Below are 18445 nucleotides of genomic sequence, written 5' to 3' on the forward strand. Positions count from 1 at the left end.
CCTCCCCTGGACCGAAAGTGGGGCCGCAGTGACTACACGGCAGATTGTCGGCAAGGGCATGGTGCCCAAGCACGCGCAGCTCCGCGCGATCCTTGTTGACATGTGCACCAATCAGCTGTCGCCGGGCGACGCACTGCCCAGTGAGCGTCAGCTGTGCCTCGACCATGGAGTCAGCCGCGTGACGGTACGCGAAGCGCTCGGCCAGCTCGTGGCCGACGGCCTGGCCGTCCGCGTCCATGGGCGCGGAACCTTCGTGGCCGAGCGGGCGCACCGCTCGGAACTCCGCCTGGCCTCGTTCCATGAGGACATGCGCCGCCTCGGCCTGGAGCCGGGCACCGTCGTTCTGTCCATCGATCAGGACGCCCCATCCCCTGTCACCGCCGCAGTACTTCAGATGACCGAGAAGCAGCAGGCGTGGCATGTCCGCCGCCTCCGACTTGCCGACGGAACGCCCATCTCCATCGACGACGCGTGGTACAGCGCCGATCTCCTGCCAGAGCTGGACAGCGTGGACTTCACGGTCTCGATCTACGAAACCTTGGCCACACGCTTCGGATATCCCATCGACCGCGCGGAGCAGACAGTCGGGGCCGGGCCGGCCTCATCGGAAACGGCCGCACTGCTGGGCATCCGCACGGGCGCTGCCGTCATGACCTTCGACCGCATCGCCTACAGCGGCGATCAAGCCATTGAGCATGCGTACTCATGGTTCCGGGCCGACCGGTACCAGCTACACATGACACTCGCCGACCGGTGATTCAGCAGCCTCGGGAACTCCCCGAGGTGAGCACAGCCGCCTCACCCTCCTCCCTGATTTGACATGAACACGATCATCACCTCTTCGGTATTGCGCGGGGGCGCGCAGAGAGGTACCGTCTGGCACTGACTGGTTATTACCAGTACGGTGAGCGCTGTGCTGCGCTGCATCCACCACACGGTGATCCATATGGAGGGGCAACTCATGTCCAAGGCGCGGCTGATCGTCGAGGGGCTCGGCGGGGCGGAAAACATCGCTGACATCGAAGCCTGCATCACCAGGCTCCGCACCGAGGTAAACAACGCGGACGCCGTCGACGTCAATGCCCTCAAGAGGGCAGGAGCCGTCGGGGTCCTCGTCTCGGCCCGCGTCGTGCAGGTCGTCGTCGGCGCGGAGGCCGACTGCCTGGCTGAGGACATCAAGGAGATGCTGTGAGCCTCGCCGTCTACGCCCCCCTGTCCGGGGCCCTCGCGGCGCTCGGCAAAGTCCCCGACCCGGTCTTCGCAGCTCAGATGGTGGGCTCGGGACTGGCGGTGGAACCTTCTCCTGACACCGGGCCCGTCGAGGTCGTGGCACCTGTCACGGGCGTTGTCGTCAAACTGCATCCGCACGCGTTCGTGATCCGTACCAGCAGCGGGACAGGCGTTCTGGTGCACGTGGGCATCGACACGGTGCGGCTGAAGGGAGAATGCTTCCGCACGCGTGTGGCGGAAGGCGAGCAGGTCGAGGTCGGCCATGCCGTGATCACCTTTGATCCTGTCGCGGTTCGAGCACACGGCCTGTCCGCGATATGCCCTGTCGTCGTGCTCGACTCCCAGCCCGGATCCGCGCAACCGCCCGCCGTCACCGGGCTGATCCAGGCCGGAGCACTCATGTTCAGCTGGACCGCATCGTGACGGCCGCCGGCTTCGGCCTGATACCGAGGTCCGACCCGGCGTGCGAGGCGGTCCTCATGGACCTGGACGGCACTCTGGTGTTCAGCGAGGACGTGCACCGGCGTGCCTGGCAAGCGTTCTTCGATACGTGGGGCGTGGCCATCACCGACGCCGACTACGAGCAGCACTACATGGGACGACGCCCCAGCGACGTCATTACGGGCGTACCGGGACCCTGGACAGGGACAGACGCGGCAGCCGCCCTCGCCACGATGACCGCCTTCACACTGGAGCATGCAGACAGCGTGAAGGTCGTACCGGGCGCCGCCACTCTCATCCAACAGCTGCGCGTGAAGTACCCCATATCCGTGGTGACCAGCGCCGGAGCCCAGTGGGCCCAGCACCTCCTCAAAGACGTCCTCGGCGTGCGCGACCTGATCGACGTGATCATCACCTCCGAGGAAATCACCAGCGGCAAGCCGTCTCCGGAGGGCTACCTGAGGGCTTGCGCAGCCCTGCGGGCGCGGCCTGAACAATGCCTCGCCTTCGAGGATTCGCCCTCGGGGATCCACGCGCTTGTCGCTGCTGGTGTGCGGGACATCGTGGGCGTCACCACCACCACCGCCGCAGCTGATCTCACCCGTGCCGGAGCGCGCTGGACCGTCCCCGATCTCACCCCCCGACACCTACAGCACATACGCAGCTCCATCGGCGCGAAAACAGTGGCCCGGGGAAGCAACGACCAGGAGGCCGAAGCATGAAGAGACTCGACGTGGCGATGATCGGTGCCGGCTTTATCGCGCGGACCCATTTGCCGGCCTGGATCGCCCTCGGGGCACGAGTGCGCGTCTTTTCGACCGACAGCCAGGCCGCCCGTCTTGCTGCAGAGTTCGGAATCACCGAGGCCTCCACCCTCGAAGAGGCGCTGGAGTGGGCCACGGTCGTTGACATCTGCACGCCCACGGCCACCCATCGCGACATCGCTCTGGCCGCCTTCGCGGCAGGGGCGGAGGTGCTGTGCGAGAAACCGCTGGCGCTCGCCCCCTCGGATGCACTGGCGATGACGCACGCCGCAGCGAAGGCAGGTCGGCACCTGTACCCCGGACACGTCGTACGGTTCTTCCCCGCCTACGTCCGGCTCCACGACGCCATCAACTCCGGTGCGCTCGGCCGCGTTGCGGTCGCCCGCTTCACCCGCACCGGCCGCTACCCGACATGGAGCCCCTGGTTCGCGGACCCCGCGCTCTCCGGCGGCATCGTGACCGACCAGATGCTCCACGACATGGACATCGCCAGGTGGCTCTTCGGGGAAGTCGTCACCATCCACGCCACCCAGCGCGGCCACCACCCTGCCCCTACGCCCGAGGAAGCCGTGGCCACGGGCAGCGCAACCCTCACCCACGCCTCCGGCGTGATCTCCCAGGTCCTGGGCGTATGGGGCCCGCCGGCCACGCCGTTCCGCTACACATTCCACGTCGCCGGCTCCAACGGCACCCTCACCCACGACTCCCTCGCCCACCCCTCTCTTCGCCTGGTCGGCGGAGCCGACGCCGAAGACGACGGCGTGCCCACCGGTGACTTCGGAGAAGACCCGTTCGCCGCCGAGATCCGCGAGTTCGCAGCCGCCTTCCAGGGCGGCCCCGCCCCAAGGGTCACCGCATTGGACGGTGTGGCAGCCGTCCAAATCGCCGCAGCCGCCCGCCAGTCCGTAGCAACCGGCCTGGCCGTAGCGGTCGAAGACGCGTCTTCGCGCAAACTCATGGAGGGAAGCCACTGATGAAGGTCGCCATCCTGTCCTTCGCCCACGTGCACGCCGCAACGTACATAGAGCTGCTGCGCGACCGTAGCGACATCGAGCTCATCACCACCGACCCCGACGCCCCGCCCGGCGACCCGACGCGAGGCAAGGCCCTGGCCGACGAACTGGGTGTCACCTACAGGGCCGACTATGAAGAGGCCTTCGCCGAATGCCCCAGGGCCGTCATCGTCACGAGCGAGAACACTCGGCACCGGCAGCTCGTCGAACAAGCCGCCGCCGCAGGCGCACACATCCTGTGCGAGAAACCACTGGCCACCACCGAACACGACGCACGCGCCATGATCGAAGCCTGTGAGCAGGCAGGGGTCAGCCTCATGACCGCCTACCCGGTTCGCTTCCACCCGGCATTCACAGCACTGCGACACGCCCTCGCCGACGGCTCCGTCGGGCCCCTTCTCAGCGTCCACGGCGTCAACAATTCCCGTCCCCCCGGCCTGACCGCCCCCTGGTTCGCCGATCCAACCTTTGCGGGCGGCGGCGCAGTCATGGACCACACCCTGCACATCGCGGATCTCCTGGACGTCCTCCTGGACGGCGAGCAGCCCGCACAGGTCTACGCCGTCGCCAACACACTCCTGACACGAGGTGGAGCGGACGAACCGAAGGTGGAGTCCGCCGGCCTCCTCACCCTCACCTACGCCCGCGGGCTCGTGGCTACTATCGACTGCAGCTGGAGCCACCCGTCCTCCCACCCCAACTGGGGCGGCCTGAGCCTCGCATGTGTCGGGCAGCGCGCCCTCGTCGAGTTCGACGCCTTCCCGCCACTCCTCGACGGCTACGACACCGCCCAAGCCACCACCCGCTGGGAGCCCGGCGCCATCAACCTCGACGCCGCCATGCTCGACAGCTTCCTCACCGCCGCCCGCACCGGCCAGCGAGCCCACCCCGACGGAGAGACAGGACTGCGTACTCTCCAAACCGCCCTGGCCGCCTACGAATCCCTACACACCCGACAGCCCGTAGTCACGGCCGCCGCAGCCGGGCCCCTCCCCCACTCGAGCTCCCACACTCCCCTTTCGCCCAGGGAAGACCGGTGCGGCAGGCAGTAGGTAGAGGCCATGAGCCTCTACCTACTGCCGTCAAGCACCGGATGAGTGAGGCCAGGGCGCGTGTCTTCACAACGACGATGCTCTTCGCTGGTGTCGACGATCCCGTACGGACTGGTGGCGCTCGCCCTGTATGCATGGCACCGCAAGCGCAAGGGGCTCGCCAGAGCAGTCGCCGCCTCGCTCTGACGTCCTGACGTCCCACACCCGGCAACACCACCCGACACCCGACCGGCACCGTCACCTCCCGGCGCGCGGCCGAGGGCTCGGCTCACCCTTGCCTGCGCACGTTCCGCACCCCTCACGACGACCACCTCTCCTGCACGACCAACCCACGGAAGACAACACCATGCAACACAGGCTCCGGACGCGCCGCAGACGCGCGCTCCTGAGCGGCCTCGCCGCGGCCGCGCTCCTCGCCGGAACAACCCTCGCCAACGGGTTCGCGGCGGAGCCCGGGGCAGGCGCCGCCGTCGAGCAGCACGGCATACGGCTGCTCGACACCCTGACCGTGCCCGCCGGGACCAGCGAGCTGGGCATGCCGTTCGGCGGTCTGTCCGGCATCGACTACGACACGAAGTCCGGCAAGTACGTCGCCCTCAGCGACGACCGCTCGGAGAACGGCAAGGCCCGCTTCTACACCCTGCGACTGCCCCTGGACGGCGACGCGTTCGCGCACGACAAGCCCGACCTCGACACCCTGACCGTGCTCGACGACACGAACGGCGAACCCTTCGCCACCAAGGCGGTCGACCCCGAAGCGATCCGCTGGACGCCCGGCGCAGCGGCCCTGCTGTGGACCAGCGAGGGCGCCTCCTCCTCCGGTCAGCCCGCGTTCGTCCGTGAGGCGAGCACCTCCGGCGACTACGCGCGCGAACTGCCGCTGCCCAAGGCGTACGCACCGGTCCGCAACGCGTCGGGCACGCTCACCGCGGGCGTCCGCAACAACCAGGCCCTCGAAGGCCTCACGCTCTCCCCGGACGGCAGCAATGCCGTCACCATCACCGAGAACGCCCTCGTCCAAGACGGCCCCACCGCCGGACTGACCGCGAAGAGCCCCTCCCGGCTGCTGGTGACGGACCGCAGGACCGGTGCGGCAAAGGCCGAGCACGTCTACGAGGCCGACCCGATCTCCGACGCGCCCACCGCCCCGCTGCCCGCCCCCGTCGGCACCTACTCCGCGGACCGGGGAGTCTCCGAGATCCTCGCGATCAACGAGACCGACTACATCACCGTCGAGCGCTCCTTCGCCTCCGGCGTCGGCTTCTCCATCCGCCTATACTGGACCAGCACCATCGGCGCCACCGACGTCGGCGGCAAGGAGAAGCTGTCCGGCTCCGAGAGGCCGATGCCGAAGAAACTGCTGTACGACTTCACCACCACCGGCACCAGCGCCGACAACGTCGAGGGCATCACCTGGGGCCCGGTCCTGCCCGACGGCTCCGGCTCCCTCGTCCTGGTCGCCGACGACAACTTCGGCTTCAACGGCAGCGTCACCAAGTTCCACCTACTGTCCGTCCGCCCGGGGCTCCTCGCGGCCCACACTCCGGATGTCAACGGCGACGGCACGGTCAACGGCAGGGACCTGGCCGCCGTCAAGAAGGCCGGCCCAGCCGGTGACCTGGACCGCAACGGCCGTACGGACGGCAAGGACATCAAGCTCTGGACGTCGTACACCCACGACTTCCCGACCGCCCCGAAGCCCTCGTCCGTCGTCGACGTGCAACTGCTGTCCTTCAACGACTTCCACGGCAACCTGGAACCGCCCACCGGACGCGACGCCAACCTCGGCTCCACGCTGGACCCGAAGTCCACGACGGTCGGCGGCGCGGAATACCTCGCGGCCAAGCTGGGCCAGCTCCGGGAGGGCACCGACGTCTCGCTGACGGTCGCCGCCGGCGACATCATCGGCGCCAGCCCGTTCCTCTCCGGCCTCTTCCACGACGAACCGACCGTCGAGTCCATGGAGAAGCTCCACCTGGACGTCACCAGCGTCGGCAACCACGAGTTCGACGAAGGCACCGACGAACTGCTGCGCATGCAGAACGGCGGCTGCCACCCGAAGGACGGCTGCTACATCAAGGGCGAGCCGTACGACGGCGCGCAGTTCCCCTGGCTGGCCGCCAACGTCGTCGACCGCTCCTCCGGCAAGCCCCTCCTGGCGCCCACCTGGGTCAAGAAGGTGGACGGGGCGAAGGTCGGCTTCATCGGCATGACCCTGGAGGGCACCCCCGAGGTCACCGGCCAGTCCGGAATCAGGTCCGTGCGCTTCCTGGACGAGGTCAAGACCGCCAACGCCTCGGCCCGCGCACTGCAAAAGCGCGGCGTCGAGGCGATCGTCGTCCTGCTGCACGAGGGCGGCGTCCAGGCCGGCAGCTACGGCCAGTGCGACGGGATCTCCGGGCCGATCGTCGACATCGCCAAGCACCTGGACCCGGCGATCGACGCCGTGGTCACCGGCCACACCCACCAGCCGTACGTCTGCTCGCTGCCCGACCCGGCCGGCAAGCCGCGCATGGTCACGTCGGCCTCGTCCTTCGGCCGCGTGGTCACCGAGACCCGGCTGCCCGTCGACCGCCGCACCGGGGACGTCGTCCGCGACCAGGTCGCCGCGATGAACCACCTCGTCACCCGTACCGGCACCAAGGACGCCGACCAGACAGCGGTCATCGACAAGTGGAAGGCGCTGTCGGCGCCGCTGGCCAACCGGATCGTAGGCAAGGTCACCACCGACATCACCCGCTCCGAGACCCGCGACGTCGAGTCCGACCTGGCGAACCTGGTCGCTGACGCACAGCTCGCGGCGACCTCTGCACCGGAGAAGGGCGGCGCCCAGATCGCCCTGATGAACCCGGGCGGTGTCCGGGCGGACCTGGTGTACTCCTCGTCGACGGACGGTGCGGCGCCGGGTGAGATCACGTACGCCGAGGCCTTCGCCGTGCAGCCCTTCGCCGGATCCCTGGTCTCCGTGGACCTGACGGGAGCACAGATCGAGAAGATCCTGGAGGAGCAGTTCAACGACTCCGGCACCCGGGCGCCCACCCTCATCCTGGGCGTCTCCAAGGGCCTGACGTACTCCTACTCCAGCAGCGCCCCCGTTGGCGACCGCATCGACCCGGCGTCAATAAAGCTCAACGGCGAAACGCTGAAGCCCGATGCCGCCTACCGGGTGACCGCCAACACCTTCCTCGCGGCGGGGGGCGACGGCTTCACCACCTTCGCGAAGGGCACCGACCCGGTCGGCGGCGGGGACGACATCGCCGCCCTGACCGACTACCTCAACGACAACGGCCCAGTCGCCCCACCCGGCACCGAGCGGGTGACCGAACTCCCCTAAGGTCAGCTGTTCGGCAAAGAGGCTCCACACCCGTGGATCGGGGGTGGAGCCTCTGCGCACCGTCAACCGTTGGGCGGCCCGGCAATACGCCAGGCCGCCCAAGGCGGTTACTTCGACGATAGATACCCGGGATGCCGCTCGACGTCTGCCAGGTCCGGCTGTGCGGAGCCGGCCGCGAGTGGCGGCCTGGGGCCGGGTCGGGCAGGCCGGGGAGGCGTCCCCGGACGGCGGCGGTTCCGACAAAGAGATCGCCGGACAAGCGAAGTACTTCAGTCGACCGTGCGGAAAGGGGCCGTCGGCCGGCCGTGTGGGGATGTCGTCCCGGAACGGGTGACGTACACGAAGGGCCCGACGCTCACGCCCGGTCGCGGGGGTCTGTGGCCGGGCTGGCTGTCGGGCGCCTCCTCCTGTGTGGTGCCTGGTCAGCCGGCCTGGCTGTGTTCGGCCTTGGCCTTGTCAGGAACTGATCGCGCTCGGTGCGGAGGAAGCGGTCGATATTCCCTCGGCCCTGTGGGCGTCCGGGCTTGGAGTGGGTGAGCCGGATCGCCAGGGACGCACAGGCCTGTCCTCGACCAACCCGAACCGGAGCCCGACGATCGCCCGGGAGTGGTCGTCGATGAAGGCAAACAAGTACGTCTTCCGGCCGCCGATCTTCGGACCGTGCAGGGCGTCACCGGTCCACAGCTCGTTGCCGCGGGGCGACGAGTTGGTCAGGCGCTTTGCTGCGACGAACCTGAGGAGATGAGCTGCACAAGTTGCTCGTGGGTGACGTCGGCCGAGGTGCCCTGCCAGACGGTTCGGCCTTGCCGTAGGACGTGGAAGCGGTCGCCGAGCGCGTACAGCTCTTCCAAGTCGTCCGAGACGACGAGGACGGCGGCGCCGGCGTCGGCGCGCTCGCGCAGCAGACGGTGGATCTGTGCTTTTGTGCCGATGTCGACGCCGGCGGTGGGCTGGTCGATGACGAGCACGTCGGGATCGGCGGCGAACGTCTTGCCGAGGACGACCTTCTGCTGGTTGCCGCCGCTGAGTGTCGCGGCGTTGGCGTCGATATCGGCCGGAGAGATTTCCAGGTCCTCGACGAGACGGGTACTCAGGCGCCGGACCGCACGGCGTGGTACGACCCCCCAGTGGCCCAGTCGGCGGTGCATGGCCATGAGGCACAGGTTCCACGTCAGTGGTGCGGAGAGGCTCAGTCCTTGGTGTTTGCGGTCCTCCGGTATGAGTGCCACGCCATGGGCGATGGCCCGGCGCGGGGTTGTGAAGGTCACCTGGTTGCCACGGAGGCGAAGGCGACCGCTCGTGGGCTTCTCGGCACCGCTGAGCACTCTGCAGAGCCTGGTCCGGCCGGAGCCGACGAGACCGGCCACGCCCATGATCTCGCCCGCGCGCAGGCTGATGGTGACGTCGCGGAGGCGGGGTCCGCAGCTGACCGAATCCGCTTCCAGGAGGACCGGCTGCTGATCGTCGGCGTGGTGGGAGGCGACTTCTTCGTCCAAGGTCTGTTTGAACTTCTCCCCCAGCATCAGCTCGGCCATCTGGACCACCGACAACGACTTTGTGGGCTCCGACGCAATGGCCTTGCCGTTGCGCATCACGGTGAGCCAGTCGGTCGCCTCCCGGACCTCCTCGAGGAAGTGGGAGATGAACACCAGCCCCACGCCGCGGTCGGCCAGTTCCCGTACGACGCGGAAGAGGGACTGCCGTTCGGCCTCGGACAGGCGGGCGGTCGGCTCGTCCATGACGAGTACCTTCACATCGTCCGCGAGGGCTTTCACGATCTCGATGCGTTGCCGGATGGCCGGGCTGAGTGTGCCGACGCTCGCATCGAGGCTCTCGCCGATCTCGATGCCGACTTGCTCGACCAGGGCCTCGGCCCGGTTGTGGACTGCACGTCGGCTGTAGCGCCACCGTCCGGGCTCCTGTCCGAGGAGGAGGTTGTCGGCGATGGTCATCTCGGACACCAGGCTGAACTCCTGGTGGATGACGGCGATTCCCTCCGCCCTGGACTGGCGTGGGCTGCCGACCGTCGCGCGCTTGCCGTCGACAGTGATAACACCGCCGTGGTCCGGGTACAGACCAGCCAGTGTCTTGACCAGGGTCGACTTGCCCGCACCGTTCTGTCCGATGAGTCCGTGGACTTGTCCGGCGCGCACCTGGAAGTCGACGTGATCGAGCACCATGACCGGACCGAACCGTTTGGATACGCCCGAGAGCTGGAGCCTGATGTCGCTGGGCATGGACACTCATTCCTCTGTATATGCGTCGGGACGTCTGAAGTGGCGGAGATACCGGGGGCGGGCGATCGGCCCGGTTGGCCGGTAGTGGAGGGCGGCCCGCCCTGCGCGCCAGCGGTACGTGGTGTCAGGCGCGCAGGGCAATCAGGTCAGCCGCTCCACTCAGCGGGGTTGGTATCCACGTTGTCCTTGGTGATCAGTGGCAGCGGGATGTAGTAGGTGGGCTGCTTGACCTTGTCCTTCTGGCCGGTCAGCCAGTAATTGGCGTACTGGGCGCCGAGCTTGCCTTCCAGGACGGGGCTCTGGTTGACGGTGCCGTAAAGGTCGCCGGACTTGATGGCGGCCTCAACCTGCTTGGAGTAGTCGCCGGCGATGAAGCGGATCTCGTTGCGTCCGATCTTGCGTGCGTACTGGGCGCCTACGTACATCTGGGGGCCTTGGGCGACGATCGCGTCCAGCTTCCCCTTGGGGTACCTCGAGAGGAGGTCCTGGGTCACGGACAGGTTTTCGCTGTTCTTGAAGTTGTCGACGGGCGTGGCGACGATCTTGATGTTGGGGTGATTCTTGAGGACGTCCTTGATGCCCTTGAGTCGCTCGACCTGCGGAGTGGAGCCGAGCGTTCCGAGCGTGATTGCGATCTTCCCGCCCTTGGGAAGCGCCTGGACGATGAGCTTGCCCTCACCTTGTCCAAACTGGCGGTCCGAGGCCCCGATGTAGGTCACCAGGTCGGCGCCGGGGCTGAGCTGAGCGTTGAGCGCCATCACCGGGATGCCGGCGCGGTTGGCCTGCTTGATGGCGGGGAGGACGGCGGTCGGGCTGGAGGAACACACCAGGATCAGGTCCACATGGCGGGCCGCCAGAGTCTGCACATTGGCGGCCTGCTTGGCGTTGTCAAGGCCGCCGTTGAGGGTGACGGTCTTCATGCCGAGCCGCTTCGCCTCGGCCTCGAAGGCGGAGTTCATGGAGGCGAGGAAGGGGATCGTGGTATCGGCGTTGGCAAGACCGATGGTGAAGGTCTTGCCCTTGCCACCGGCGGCGGTGCTACTGCTGTCGGTGTCGCCGCAGGCGGCCGTGAGCACGGTCAGCGACACGATGGCGGTCGCAGCGGCCAGGCAACGTCTGAAGGTGCGGCGGGCTGGGATGGATGCGGACATGGTGCTCCCTTGGGGCGTGTTGTGCGGAAGTCCGCGGAGGACTTGGTTGGGTGCGGATTTGTGCGTGTCCTCAGCGCGTGCGCCGCGCAGGGACGTACCAGTCGGCGATCAGGTCGAGGCCGACGGGGTCAGTGGGGTGGTGGTGGGCGCGCCGGGCGCAGCAGAGGTCGGGGAGTTCCTGCTGCCGCGCCCGGCGCCGTTGTGGAGCCGGCTGTAGCGGTCGATGACGACTGCCATGAGGATCACCAGTCCGGTGACGGTGGGCTTCCAGTAGGGCGAGACGTTGAGCTGGTTGAGCCCGTTGGAGATGACGCCGAGGAGGAGGGTCGCAGCGAGGACGTCCTCGATGCGCCCGACGCCACCGGTCAAGGCGATGCCGCCCACCACGCAGATGGCGATGGCTTCCAGGGGCCAGTCGGCCGCGGCCGAGGGCTGCCCGACCATCGTCTGGCCGAGAAGCAGCAGGCCGGCGCCTGCAGCCATCAGGCCGCCCATGGCGAAGGCGAAAATCTGCACGCGCTGAACGGGGACGCCCGACAGGTGGCTGGCCTCGGCGTTGCCGCCGACGCTGTAGATGTAGTGCCCGTACTTGGTGCGGGTCAGTAGGAACCACACAGCAAGCAGGCAGCACATGAAGACGGCGAAGATCACCGGGATGCCGGCGACCCGTGCGTTGGCAGCGGTCTCCAGCAGGGGTGTCACTCCCTGCTTGGACTCTGCGCCGGTGGCGACGAACAGCAGGCCGGAGACGATACTGGCCATGGCGAAGGTGGCGACGAAGGCGTTGATACGGACCTTCGCGATCAGCATGCCGTTGGCGACACCGACCGCAATGCCTGCGGCGAGGCCGGCGCCGATGGTCACGATGGCTCCATTGCCGCGGCTGGCGACGACTGCCCCGACGACCGATGTGGTGGCTCCGACGGCTCCGACGGAGAGGTCAAAGCCGCCGGAGATCATCATGACGGCCATGCCGCAGGCGACGATGCCGATGATGGCGTTCTGCTCCAGGATGTTTTCCAGGTTGACCGAGGAGCGGAACGTCGGGGATACGGCCATCAGGACGCTCGTGACGAGTGCGAACACCAGCCAGAGACCAAAGCGCCTCAGGAGACCACTTCTCTTTGCACTGCTCTTCATTCCGACCCGTCCTCCTGGTCCGTAATGTCGACGACTGTTCCGTACCGAGCTGATGTCTGGGCGGCGAGCGCGACCTGGGTGGCCTTCCAGCCGTCGTCCATCGGGACGGGTGGTGCCGAGCCGAGCCGGATCGCGGTGAGCCAGTCGTCAAGAAGCTCTGCGTCCATGCTTCGGCCGTACCGCACGTGCGTGACGGCGCCGTCCTCGTCGACGAGCGAGCCATAGCGTGCGAAGGCGTCGATCGAGAGCCGGCCGTTCTCGAACCACAGGGTCATCACCGGGTCGTTGGCCCCGTGCATACCGGCCGGACGTGACCAGCTCGGGCAGATGCTCGCCCAGGCGCCGCCGGTGGTCGTGACGACGACCTGCCCCGCGTCCTCCACGTGACCGACCCGGCTGAATCTGCCGGCCTCCGCATAGACGGTCCGGTACTCACACCCGGTCAGCCAGCGCAGAGCGTCGGCCAGATGGACCACGTGGTCGATGAGGGCGCCGCCGCCCAACTCGCTGCGGGTGCCGAAGAATCCACCGTGGACGGCCGCGTGATTGGTTCCGCTCATGGCGACGAATGCGCCGAGCGATCCGTTCTCGATCACCGCCTTCGCCTGCCGCACGGGCTGGGCGTATCGCACCGGAAAAGCCATCGAAAGCCAGGCACCCGAACTCAAGATGGCCTTGGCGGCCTCGGCCGAAGTACCGAGGGCCTTCCCACAGAGCACGGGAACACCGGCGGTGATGGCCGCGGTCACGTATGCGGGGTAGGCCACGTCCTCGCCGGTGATGATGGCCGCCGAGACCATGGCGCACAGGTCCGCGGGGGTCGGGGCGACAGCCAGATCGTGGTCGGCGGCAAAGGCGTCCGCGCGGGCACGGTCGGGGTCGAAGACAACGACGGAGCGTCCCTGCTGCGAAAGGCGCAGCTCTTCGCAGTAGGTGGCAGCATGCACATGGGCGCAGCCGAGGAAACCGATCTTGATCACGCCAGGGCACTTTCCAGGGCGATGGGGCGACCGGTGTCGATGCTGCGCTGGGCAGCCTCGATGACCTCGACGGTGTCGCACGCGTCGGCGGCGGTGGCGCGCGGCGGCGGCCCACCGCGGAACCAGTCGATCGCCGCCCGCAGCTCCATCACATAGGGGTCCTCGCTCGCCGACGCCGGGGGGAGATAGGTCGGCGCATTGCCGCGTGTGGACGCGAATCCTGCGCTTCCGGAACCGTCCGCGCGGTAGATGCCTTGCGTGCCGGCCACCTCGAGGCGGGCGGTGAAGGATTCCCCCCGCCAGCTCGCGTCGATGTACGAGATGGTGCCAGCGGCATGACGGATGGTCAGAGCCATGACGGGGCCGTCCGGGCCGCCTGCTGATACCGCGTACACACGGGCAGCCGGACCGAAGGTCCACAGGCACCAGTCGACGTCGTGGATCGCCATGTCGAGCAGGAGACCGCCGCTCCTGGCCACGTCGCCGTACCACTTGCCGACACCTGCCGGAGCCGTGTTCCACCGGGCCAGGCGGGCCACGGACGGGGAGCCGAGCTCGCCATACCGGACCAGGTCGCTAGCCGCGGCGTACTCGGGGAAGTAGCGCACGACGTGACCTACGGCCAGCTTCACACCCTGGGTGGCGGCACGGTCACGGACCAGGCGCGCCTCGGCAGGCGTCCTCGCAAGCGGCTTCTCGACGAACACCGGCAGCCCGGCTTCGATCGCGAGAAGCGCGTAGTAGGCGTGCGTGTCCGTCGGCGTCGCGATGATGACCGCGTCGACACGCTCCGGGTCGAGGACTTCCTCAACGCCCACCGTGTCGGCACCTGCGGAGCGGATGGCTTCCAGAGCGGCGGGCGAGACCTGCTCCGAAGCGACCGCCATCAATCGGCAGTCCGGCACCTCCGAAAGGTTCACCGCGTGGAGGGCGCCCAGAGCGCCTGCGCCGATGAGACCTATTCGCATGTCCAACACTCGTGCCTTTCTCAGACCTTCGGGGCTGCTCAGCGGCTTTGAGTAGCGAGCCGTTGCGGCACGGCCCCACCGCGTCGCAGCGAGCGGCATAGACCGGCCGGTTTCTCGCTGGTAGTGTCTGGTCATGACCAGTTGAGAGAGAGCATGAGTCAAGGGCCAGAGGATGTCAACCGCCTGGCCAAGAGAAAAAAACAAACAGCGCCGAGCCCATCACGTCACGTCAGAGGACCCTCGAAAACGGGGCGAATCGGGGCATAAGCCCACAGTGACGGTGCCGAGCTCCGCGGAGCGCAGGCACTACAGGGGGCTGGAGCTGTGCGCCCTGGGTCGGCCGACGCCGCATCGGCCGCAGCGAGGGTGGCCGAGTACCGCGAGTACGGGCGCTGGCTGTCGCCGTTGCCCGGTGCGCGGCGTTCGCCACCTCCGTCAGGCTCGTGCCGGGAATGCCGTCGACCACCTATCACGACTCGCCAGCGCGTCGCCCTCGCTGACCGACGATCTGAACGAGCCCGCGTGCAGCGATGACATCGCTGCCCTGACCGATTACCTCGGCGCCAACAGCCCGATGGCGCCGCCCGGTACCTCCGCTGCCCAACGGGCCCAAGGCGGGTGGCTTCGATCCGGCCGGTTAGAGCTGGCACCGCCATTCTTTTCTGCTGCGCCGTCGTTGCAGGCCAGACCGCAGCTCGTTCAGCGCCTCTTCACTTCCCGCCGCGACAGCAAAGGGGTGCTGGCGAACGCCCTTCAGCGAGGACGCCAGGTGCGGATTTCGAGGTGGGTGATGTGGGCGCCTACGTGGATGCGGCCTGTCTCAACGAGCCACTGTTGGACGGCTGCGGTGACGTCGCCGGCGGCTGCGTCGACGCGGCGGGCGAAGTCTGCGGCGTCGAATCCGCCAGTCGGGGCGGAGCCATAGGAGCGTTCTTCGGTGTGGTCGGCGCGCTGGATGACGTCGCGGCGGATGCCGGGTGAGTCGGTGCGGCTGCCTGAGCCGAGGATGTAGCCGGTCTTCGGCATGCGGACGGTGAACGCCAATCGCAGGCCTTGGCGGGCTGCTTCGGCGATGAGGGGGCGCAGGCGGGCGGAGCCTGAGGCGATGGCTTGGGCGCCTGCGCGGCCGGTGCCGGTGCCGGTGGGGGTGATGAGGACGGCTTTGGTGCGGACCCGTGCACGGGCGCCGGAAGCGGTGGTGCGGCGGGTGATGCGGGGGGCGGCGATGGTGGCGAGTTCGCTTGGGTCGGTGATGCCGGCGGTCTGGACGGCAGCGAGGACGTGGGTGAGGGCGGGGACGAAGGCGGCGCCTTTGTTTCGTGTGTAGAACTGGGAGACGAGGGAGGGGTCGCGGTTGATGATGTGCGCGATGTCCCGCTTGGTGAGGCCTGCGGCCTGGAGTTGGTCGGCGAGGCGTGCGGCCTCGTTCAACTGGCGTGTTGCGGGGCGGCGGTTACGGGGCGTCATCATGCCCGCCCGGTGGTGTGGGCGGCCTGGAGGGCGGCGCGGCCTCTGTCGCGCAGGGCGAGGAGTTCGTCTTCGGTGGTGGGTGCGGGCACCGGGCCGGTGAGCTGGCCTTTGCGGAGGTAGTCGCCGGGCTGTCCGTGGTAGGGCCAATTCTGGGGCTGGGTGAGGTAGACGGCGTCGGTACGGAAGGCGACGACGGTGCCGGGCGGGGCGTGCAGGGCGCCGACGTGGGTGTTGTCCTCGCGCATGCGCTGGGAGAGGAGGGCGGCGCGGGCGCCGGACCAGATGCTGGCGGCCCATTCGGGGTGGGCGTTGGGGTCGCGGGTGAAGCCGGTGGGGCGCTGCCAGGTGATGGTGTCGTTGTCGAAGCCGATGATTTCGGCGTCGGGCGGGACGTCGCGTTCGGCGGTGCGGGGGGTGGTGCCGGTGACCATGCGGGGGCGTTGGGCGAAGGAGCCGATGCCGTACAGGAGCAGGGCGCGTACCGCGCGGGAGGCGAGGTGGGCGGCGGTGCGCTGGTCGGCATCGCCGTGGAGTTCGGCCTGGGCGGCGAGGCTGCTCCAGGCTTCCTTGAGCTTCCTGGACCAGTCGTCCAGCGGTTTGCCGTCGGTCCACAGCAGGCCGTCGAGGATTTCGATCTTCCACGGCTGGATGGGGTTGGCCAGCGCGGTGTGGATTTCGGGGCCACCGGCCCAGGTGGTGAAGGTCGTGCCGAGGGTGCGGGGGTAGTGCCAGGCTCGTTCACCCGGGGCCGGGGCGGGGAGGATGCCGACGTGGTTCCAGGTGTCGGGGACGGTGACGCGGACGTGCCAGTGGCCGCAGCCGAACAGGGCCTTGGTCTGTTCCTTCTCGCTCCAGGAGGCGAAGCGGCGGGCGGTGACCCGCTCAGGGGTGCCGACGCCGGACTTCCAGGTGTGCTTGGCGTAGGCGAAGGTGCGGTCGTACTCGACCAGGCCCGGGAGCTGTTCGGGAACGTCTGGCGGAGTGATCAGTTCGGTGCGACCTTGTCCCGCGGTGGCGTGCAGCAGACCGCGCAGTTCCTCCGAGAGGACCGGGTAGCCGTCCGCCCACTGGCCCTTGGTGGGGATGGTGCGGGTCCACAGATCACGGCCGGTCTGGGAGGGTGAGCCCATCAGGACGGCGTCGGGCCAGTGGGCGCGCAGCGCCTTCCACAGCAGAACGAACGCGTCCCTCACAATCGCCGGGGACGCGCCCGCGGCGTCGAACCACTCCCCCACCGACCGGATCTCGACATGCGCCTCGCCGTTTTCGCGCTGGTAGCGGCCGACGGGGTTGCGGGCGTGGACGAAGTGGCCGGCCATCCGGTCCTTGCCGCGCCCCGTGTCGGTACGCCAGCCCGGGATGGGTGCGTTGAGCCAGGCGGCGACCGCGTCCCGGAGGAAGGGGTGCCGGTCGGCCTGGGCGTGCCAGGGATCGCCTGCGGTGATGTAGATCCGCTCCAGGCCGTCGGGGATGACGTTGAAGACGGCTTCCAGGATTGCTGCGGCGGTGACCGCGTGCAGGTCGAGCCGGATCGTCTGGTCCCGGTGGACCAGCACACCAGTCTGTGTGTCGAGAAAGACGGTGGAGCGGGCCTGCTGAGTGAAGTTGGGATGGGTGGAGGCCAGGTTCGGCGTGTGCGCGAACCACCGATCCCCCTCCGGGCCTTCGGGGATCGACGGCAGGGTGCGTGGCTCTTGCGCTTGCGCCGTCAGGGCATCCGGTGCCGACATGGGGTGGGCCGGTGGTGCGGGCTCCGGCACAGGCTTCGTGGAGGGCTGCGGTGCGGAGGAGCTCGTGTTGAGGGACGGGGCGAGCGCGCCCGGTGTCGTGACGGCCGCGGCGGGCTCGGCAGTTGGGGCGGGCACGTCGGTGACTGCGGGGTTGTCACTGACCGGCGCAGGCACAGTGGTACCTGGCGGACCGGAGCTGGTGGTGAGCGGTTGCGGGGCGAGGTGGGGAGCGATGCGGACGATGTCGGCGAGGCTGAGCCCGGCCGCGGGCGCGATGCGTTCGGCCTTGGCCTTCTCGTAGCCGGCCAGGGCGAAGATCTGCTTGTCCCGCTGCGTCTCGAGCCTGGCAAGCGCGGCTTGTGCCTTCTTGACCTCGTCGCGCAGGGTGCGCAGCTCGGCGAGAGCGGTGGTGTAGGTCTGGGCGTCCATCACGGTCTCTCCGGCGTTGGGTTCAGGCAGGTGCAGGTGGGGAGGTAGCCGCGGGCGTTGCCCCATGGAGAACCCGCGGATCAGCTACGGTCACGGCGCCGCTCGGCAGACAGCGCCTCGCATGCCCTGGTGGGTCCGCCCAGCAAGTCCAGCACGGGGAGCCCGAAGTGAAGGGCCAGGGCATCGCAGTCGTCCAGTGCCCAGGCGGTGCGGCCGGCCTGGCGTCGCGAGACCTGCGTCTGCGTCAGCCCCAGAGACTGCGCAACGTCGTGCTGCGAATCCCCTGTTGCTTGCATCAGCGCCGCCACTGTCAACTGCAACGTCTGCCTCACTGTCATCGCCACATTCACACCCTACCAACGTTATGCATTTCTCGTCGCCATGATGCAAAAGCGACAGACGTTGGGGACCTTTCAGCGCCAGTGCCCCGTGCAGGACTGACGGACCGGCCGTTGGCAGGGCGCAGTGTGGTTCCGGAGGATCCCCCAGGACGGGCGCCGTGATCA

15 protein-coding genes are annotated in these 18445 nt (G+C 68.4%); 7 read left to right on the forward strand and 8 right to left on the reverse strand.

Annotated elements, in window-relative coordinates; genetic code table 11:
* Positions 1–28 precede the first annotated feature (28 nt).
* From OG741_RS01410 to OG741_RS01440, 7 genes are all read left to right on the forward strand, one after another.
* The gene (locus tag OG741_RS01410) at positions 29–757 is read left to right on the forward strand and encodes a GntR family transcriptional regulator (protein ID WP_405594251.1); all 729 of its coding nucleotides are present in this window, start codon (positions 29–31) and stop codon (positions 755–757) included.
* Between the two features lie 189 nt (positions 758–946).
* A complete protein-coding gene (locus OG741_RS01415; protein WP_405605337.1) occupies positions 947–1192 on the forward strand; it encodes a glucose PTS transporter subunit EIIB in 246 nt (81 codons plus the stop codon).
* On the forward strand, positions 1189–1653 hold the full coding sequence (locus tag OG741_RS01420; RefSeq protein ID WP_405594253.1) for a PTS glucose transporter subunit IIA: 465 nt from the start codon (positions 1189–1191) through the stop codon (positions 1651–1653). Before OG741_RS01415 ends, OG741_RS01420 begins: the two co-directional genes overlap by 4 nt.
* A complete protein-coding gene (locus tag OG741_RS01425) occupies positions 1650–2393 on the forward strand; it encodes an HAD family hydrolase (protein WP_405594255.1) in 744 nt (247 codons plus the stop codon). Before OG741_RS01420 ends, OG741_RS01425 begins: the two co-directional genes overlap by 4 nt.
* Positions 2390–3409 carry a Gfo/Idh/MocA family protein gene (locus OG741_RS01430; RefSeq protein ID WP_405594258.1) on the forward strand — a complete coding sequence of 340 codons (1020 nt, stop codon included), beginning with the start codon at positions 2390–2392 and terminating at the stop codon, positions 3407–3409. The genes OG741_RS01425 and OG741_RS01430 overlap by 4 nt, the downstream gene beginning before the upstream one ends.
* Positions 3409–4500 (forward strand): Gfo/Idh/MocA family protein, encoded by a 1092-nt coding sequence (locus OG741_RS01435; protein ID WP_405594260.1) that lies wholly within the window; start codon positions 3409–3411, stop codon positions 4498–4500. The genes OG741_RS01430 and OG741_RS01435 overlap by 1 nt, the downstream gene beginning before the upstream one ends.
* Positions 4501–4846: 346 nt before the next feature.
* Positions 4847–7834, forward strand: coding sequence for an esterase-like activity of phytase family protein (locus OG741_RS01440; RefSeq protein WP_405594262.1), 2988 nt, complete (start codon positions 4847–4849; stop codon positions 7832–7834).
* 710 nt (positions 7835–8544) lie between these two features.
* Here the strand turns inward: OG741_RS01440 and OG741_RS01445 are convergent.
* The 8 genes from OG741_RS01445 to OG741_RS01480 all read right to left on the reverse strand — a co-directional run bounded on the left by OG741_RS01445 (position 8545) and on the right by OG741_RS01480 (position 18277).
* Positions 8545–10071, reverse strand: coding sequence for a sugar ABC transporter ATP-binding protein (locus OG741_RS01445; RefSeq protein ID WP_405594264.1), 1527 nt, complete (start codon positions 10069–10071; stop codon positions 8545–8547).
* 146 nt (positions 10072–10217) lie between these two features.
* Positions 10218–11222 (reverse strand): sugar ABC transporter substrate-binding protein, encoded by a 1005-nt coding sequence (locus OG741_RS01450; RefSeq protein ID WP_405594266.1) that lies wholly within the window; start codon positions 11220–11222, stop codon positions 10218–10220.
* Positions 11223–11330: 108 nt separating this feature from the next.
* Positions 11331–12308 carry an ABC transporter permease gene (locus OG741_RS01455; protein WP_405594268.1) on the reverse strand — a complete coding sequence of 326 codons (978 nt, stop codon included), beginning with the start codon at positions 12306–12308 and terminating at the stop codon, positions 11331–11333.
* A gap of 50 nt (positions 12309–12358) precedes the next feature.
* Positions 12359–13342, reverse strand: coding sequence for a Gfo/Idh/MocA family protein (locus OG741_RS01460; RefSeq protein WP_405594270.1), 984 nt, complete (start codon positions 13340–13342; stop codon positions 12359–12361).
* The gene (locus OG741_RS01465; RefSeq protein WP_405594272.1) at positions 13339–14310 is read right to left on the reverse strand and encodes a Gfo/Idh/MocA family protein; all 972 of its coding nucleotides are present in this window, start codon (positions 14308–14310) and stop codon (positions 13339–13341) included. The genes OG741_RS01460 and OG741_RS01465 overlap by 4 nt, the downstream gene beginning before the upstream one ends.
* 753 nt (positions 14311–15063) lie before the next feature.
* Positions 15064–15777, reverse strand: a complete 714-nt coding sequence (locus OG741_RS01470) for a helix-turn-helix domain containing protein (RefSeq protein ID WP_405605339.1) — start codon at positions 15775–15777, stop codon at positions 15064–15066.
* Positions 15777–17939 carry a hypothetical protein gene (locus tag OG741_RS01475; RefSeq protein ID WP_405594274.1) on the reverse strand — a complete coding sequence of 721 codons (2163 nt, stop codon included), beginning with the start codon at positions 17937–17939 and terminating at the stop codon, positions 15777–15779. Before OG741_RS01475 ends, OG741_RS01470 begins: the two co-directional genes overlap by 1 nt.
* 80 nt (positions 17940–18019) lie before the next feature.
* Positions 18020–18277: a helix-turn-helix domain-containing protein gene (locus tag OG741_RS01480; RefSeq protein ID WP_405605341.1), complete on the reverse strand. Its 258-nt coding sequence runs from the start codon at positions 18275–18277 to the stop codon at positions 18020–18022.
* Between the last annotated feature and the right edge of the window lie 168 nt (positions 18278–18445).

The organism is Streptomyces sp. NBC_01410 (assembly GCF_045040195.1).
Lineage (GTDB): Bacteria > Actinomycetota > Actinomycetes > Streptomycetales > Streptomycetaceae > Streptomyces.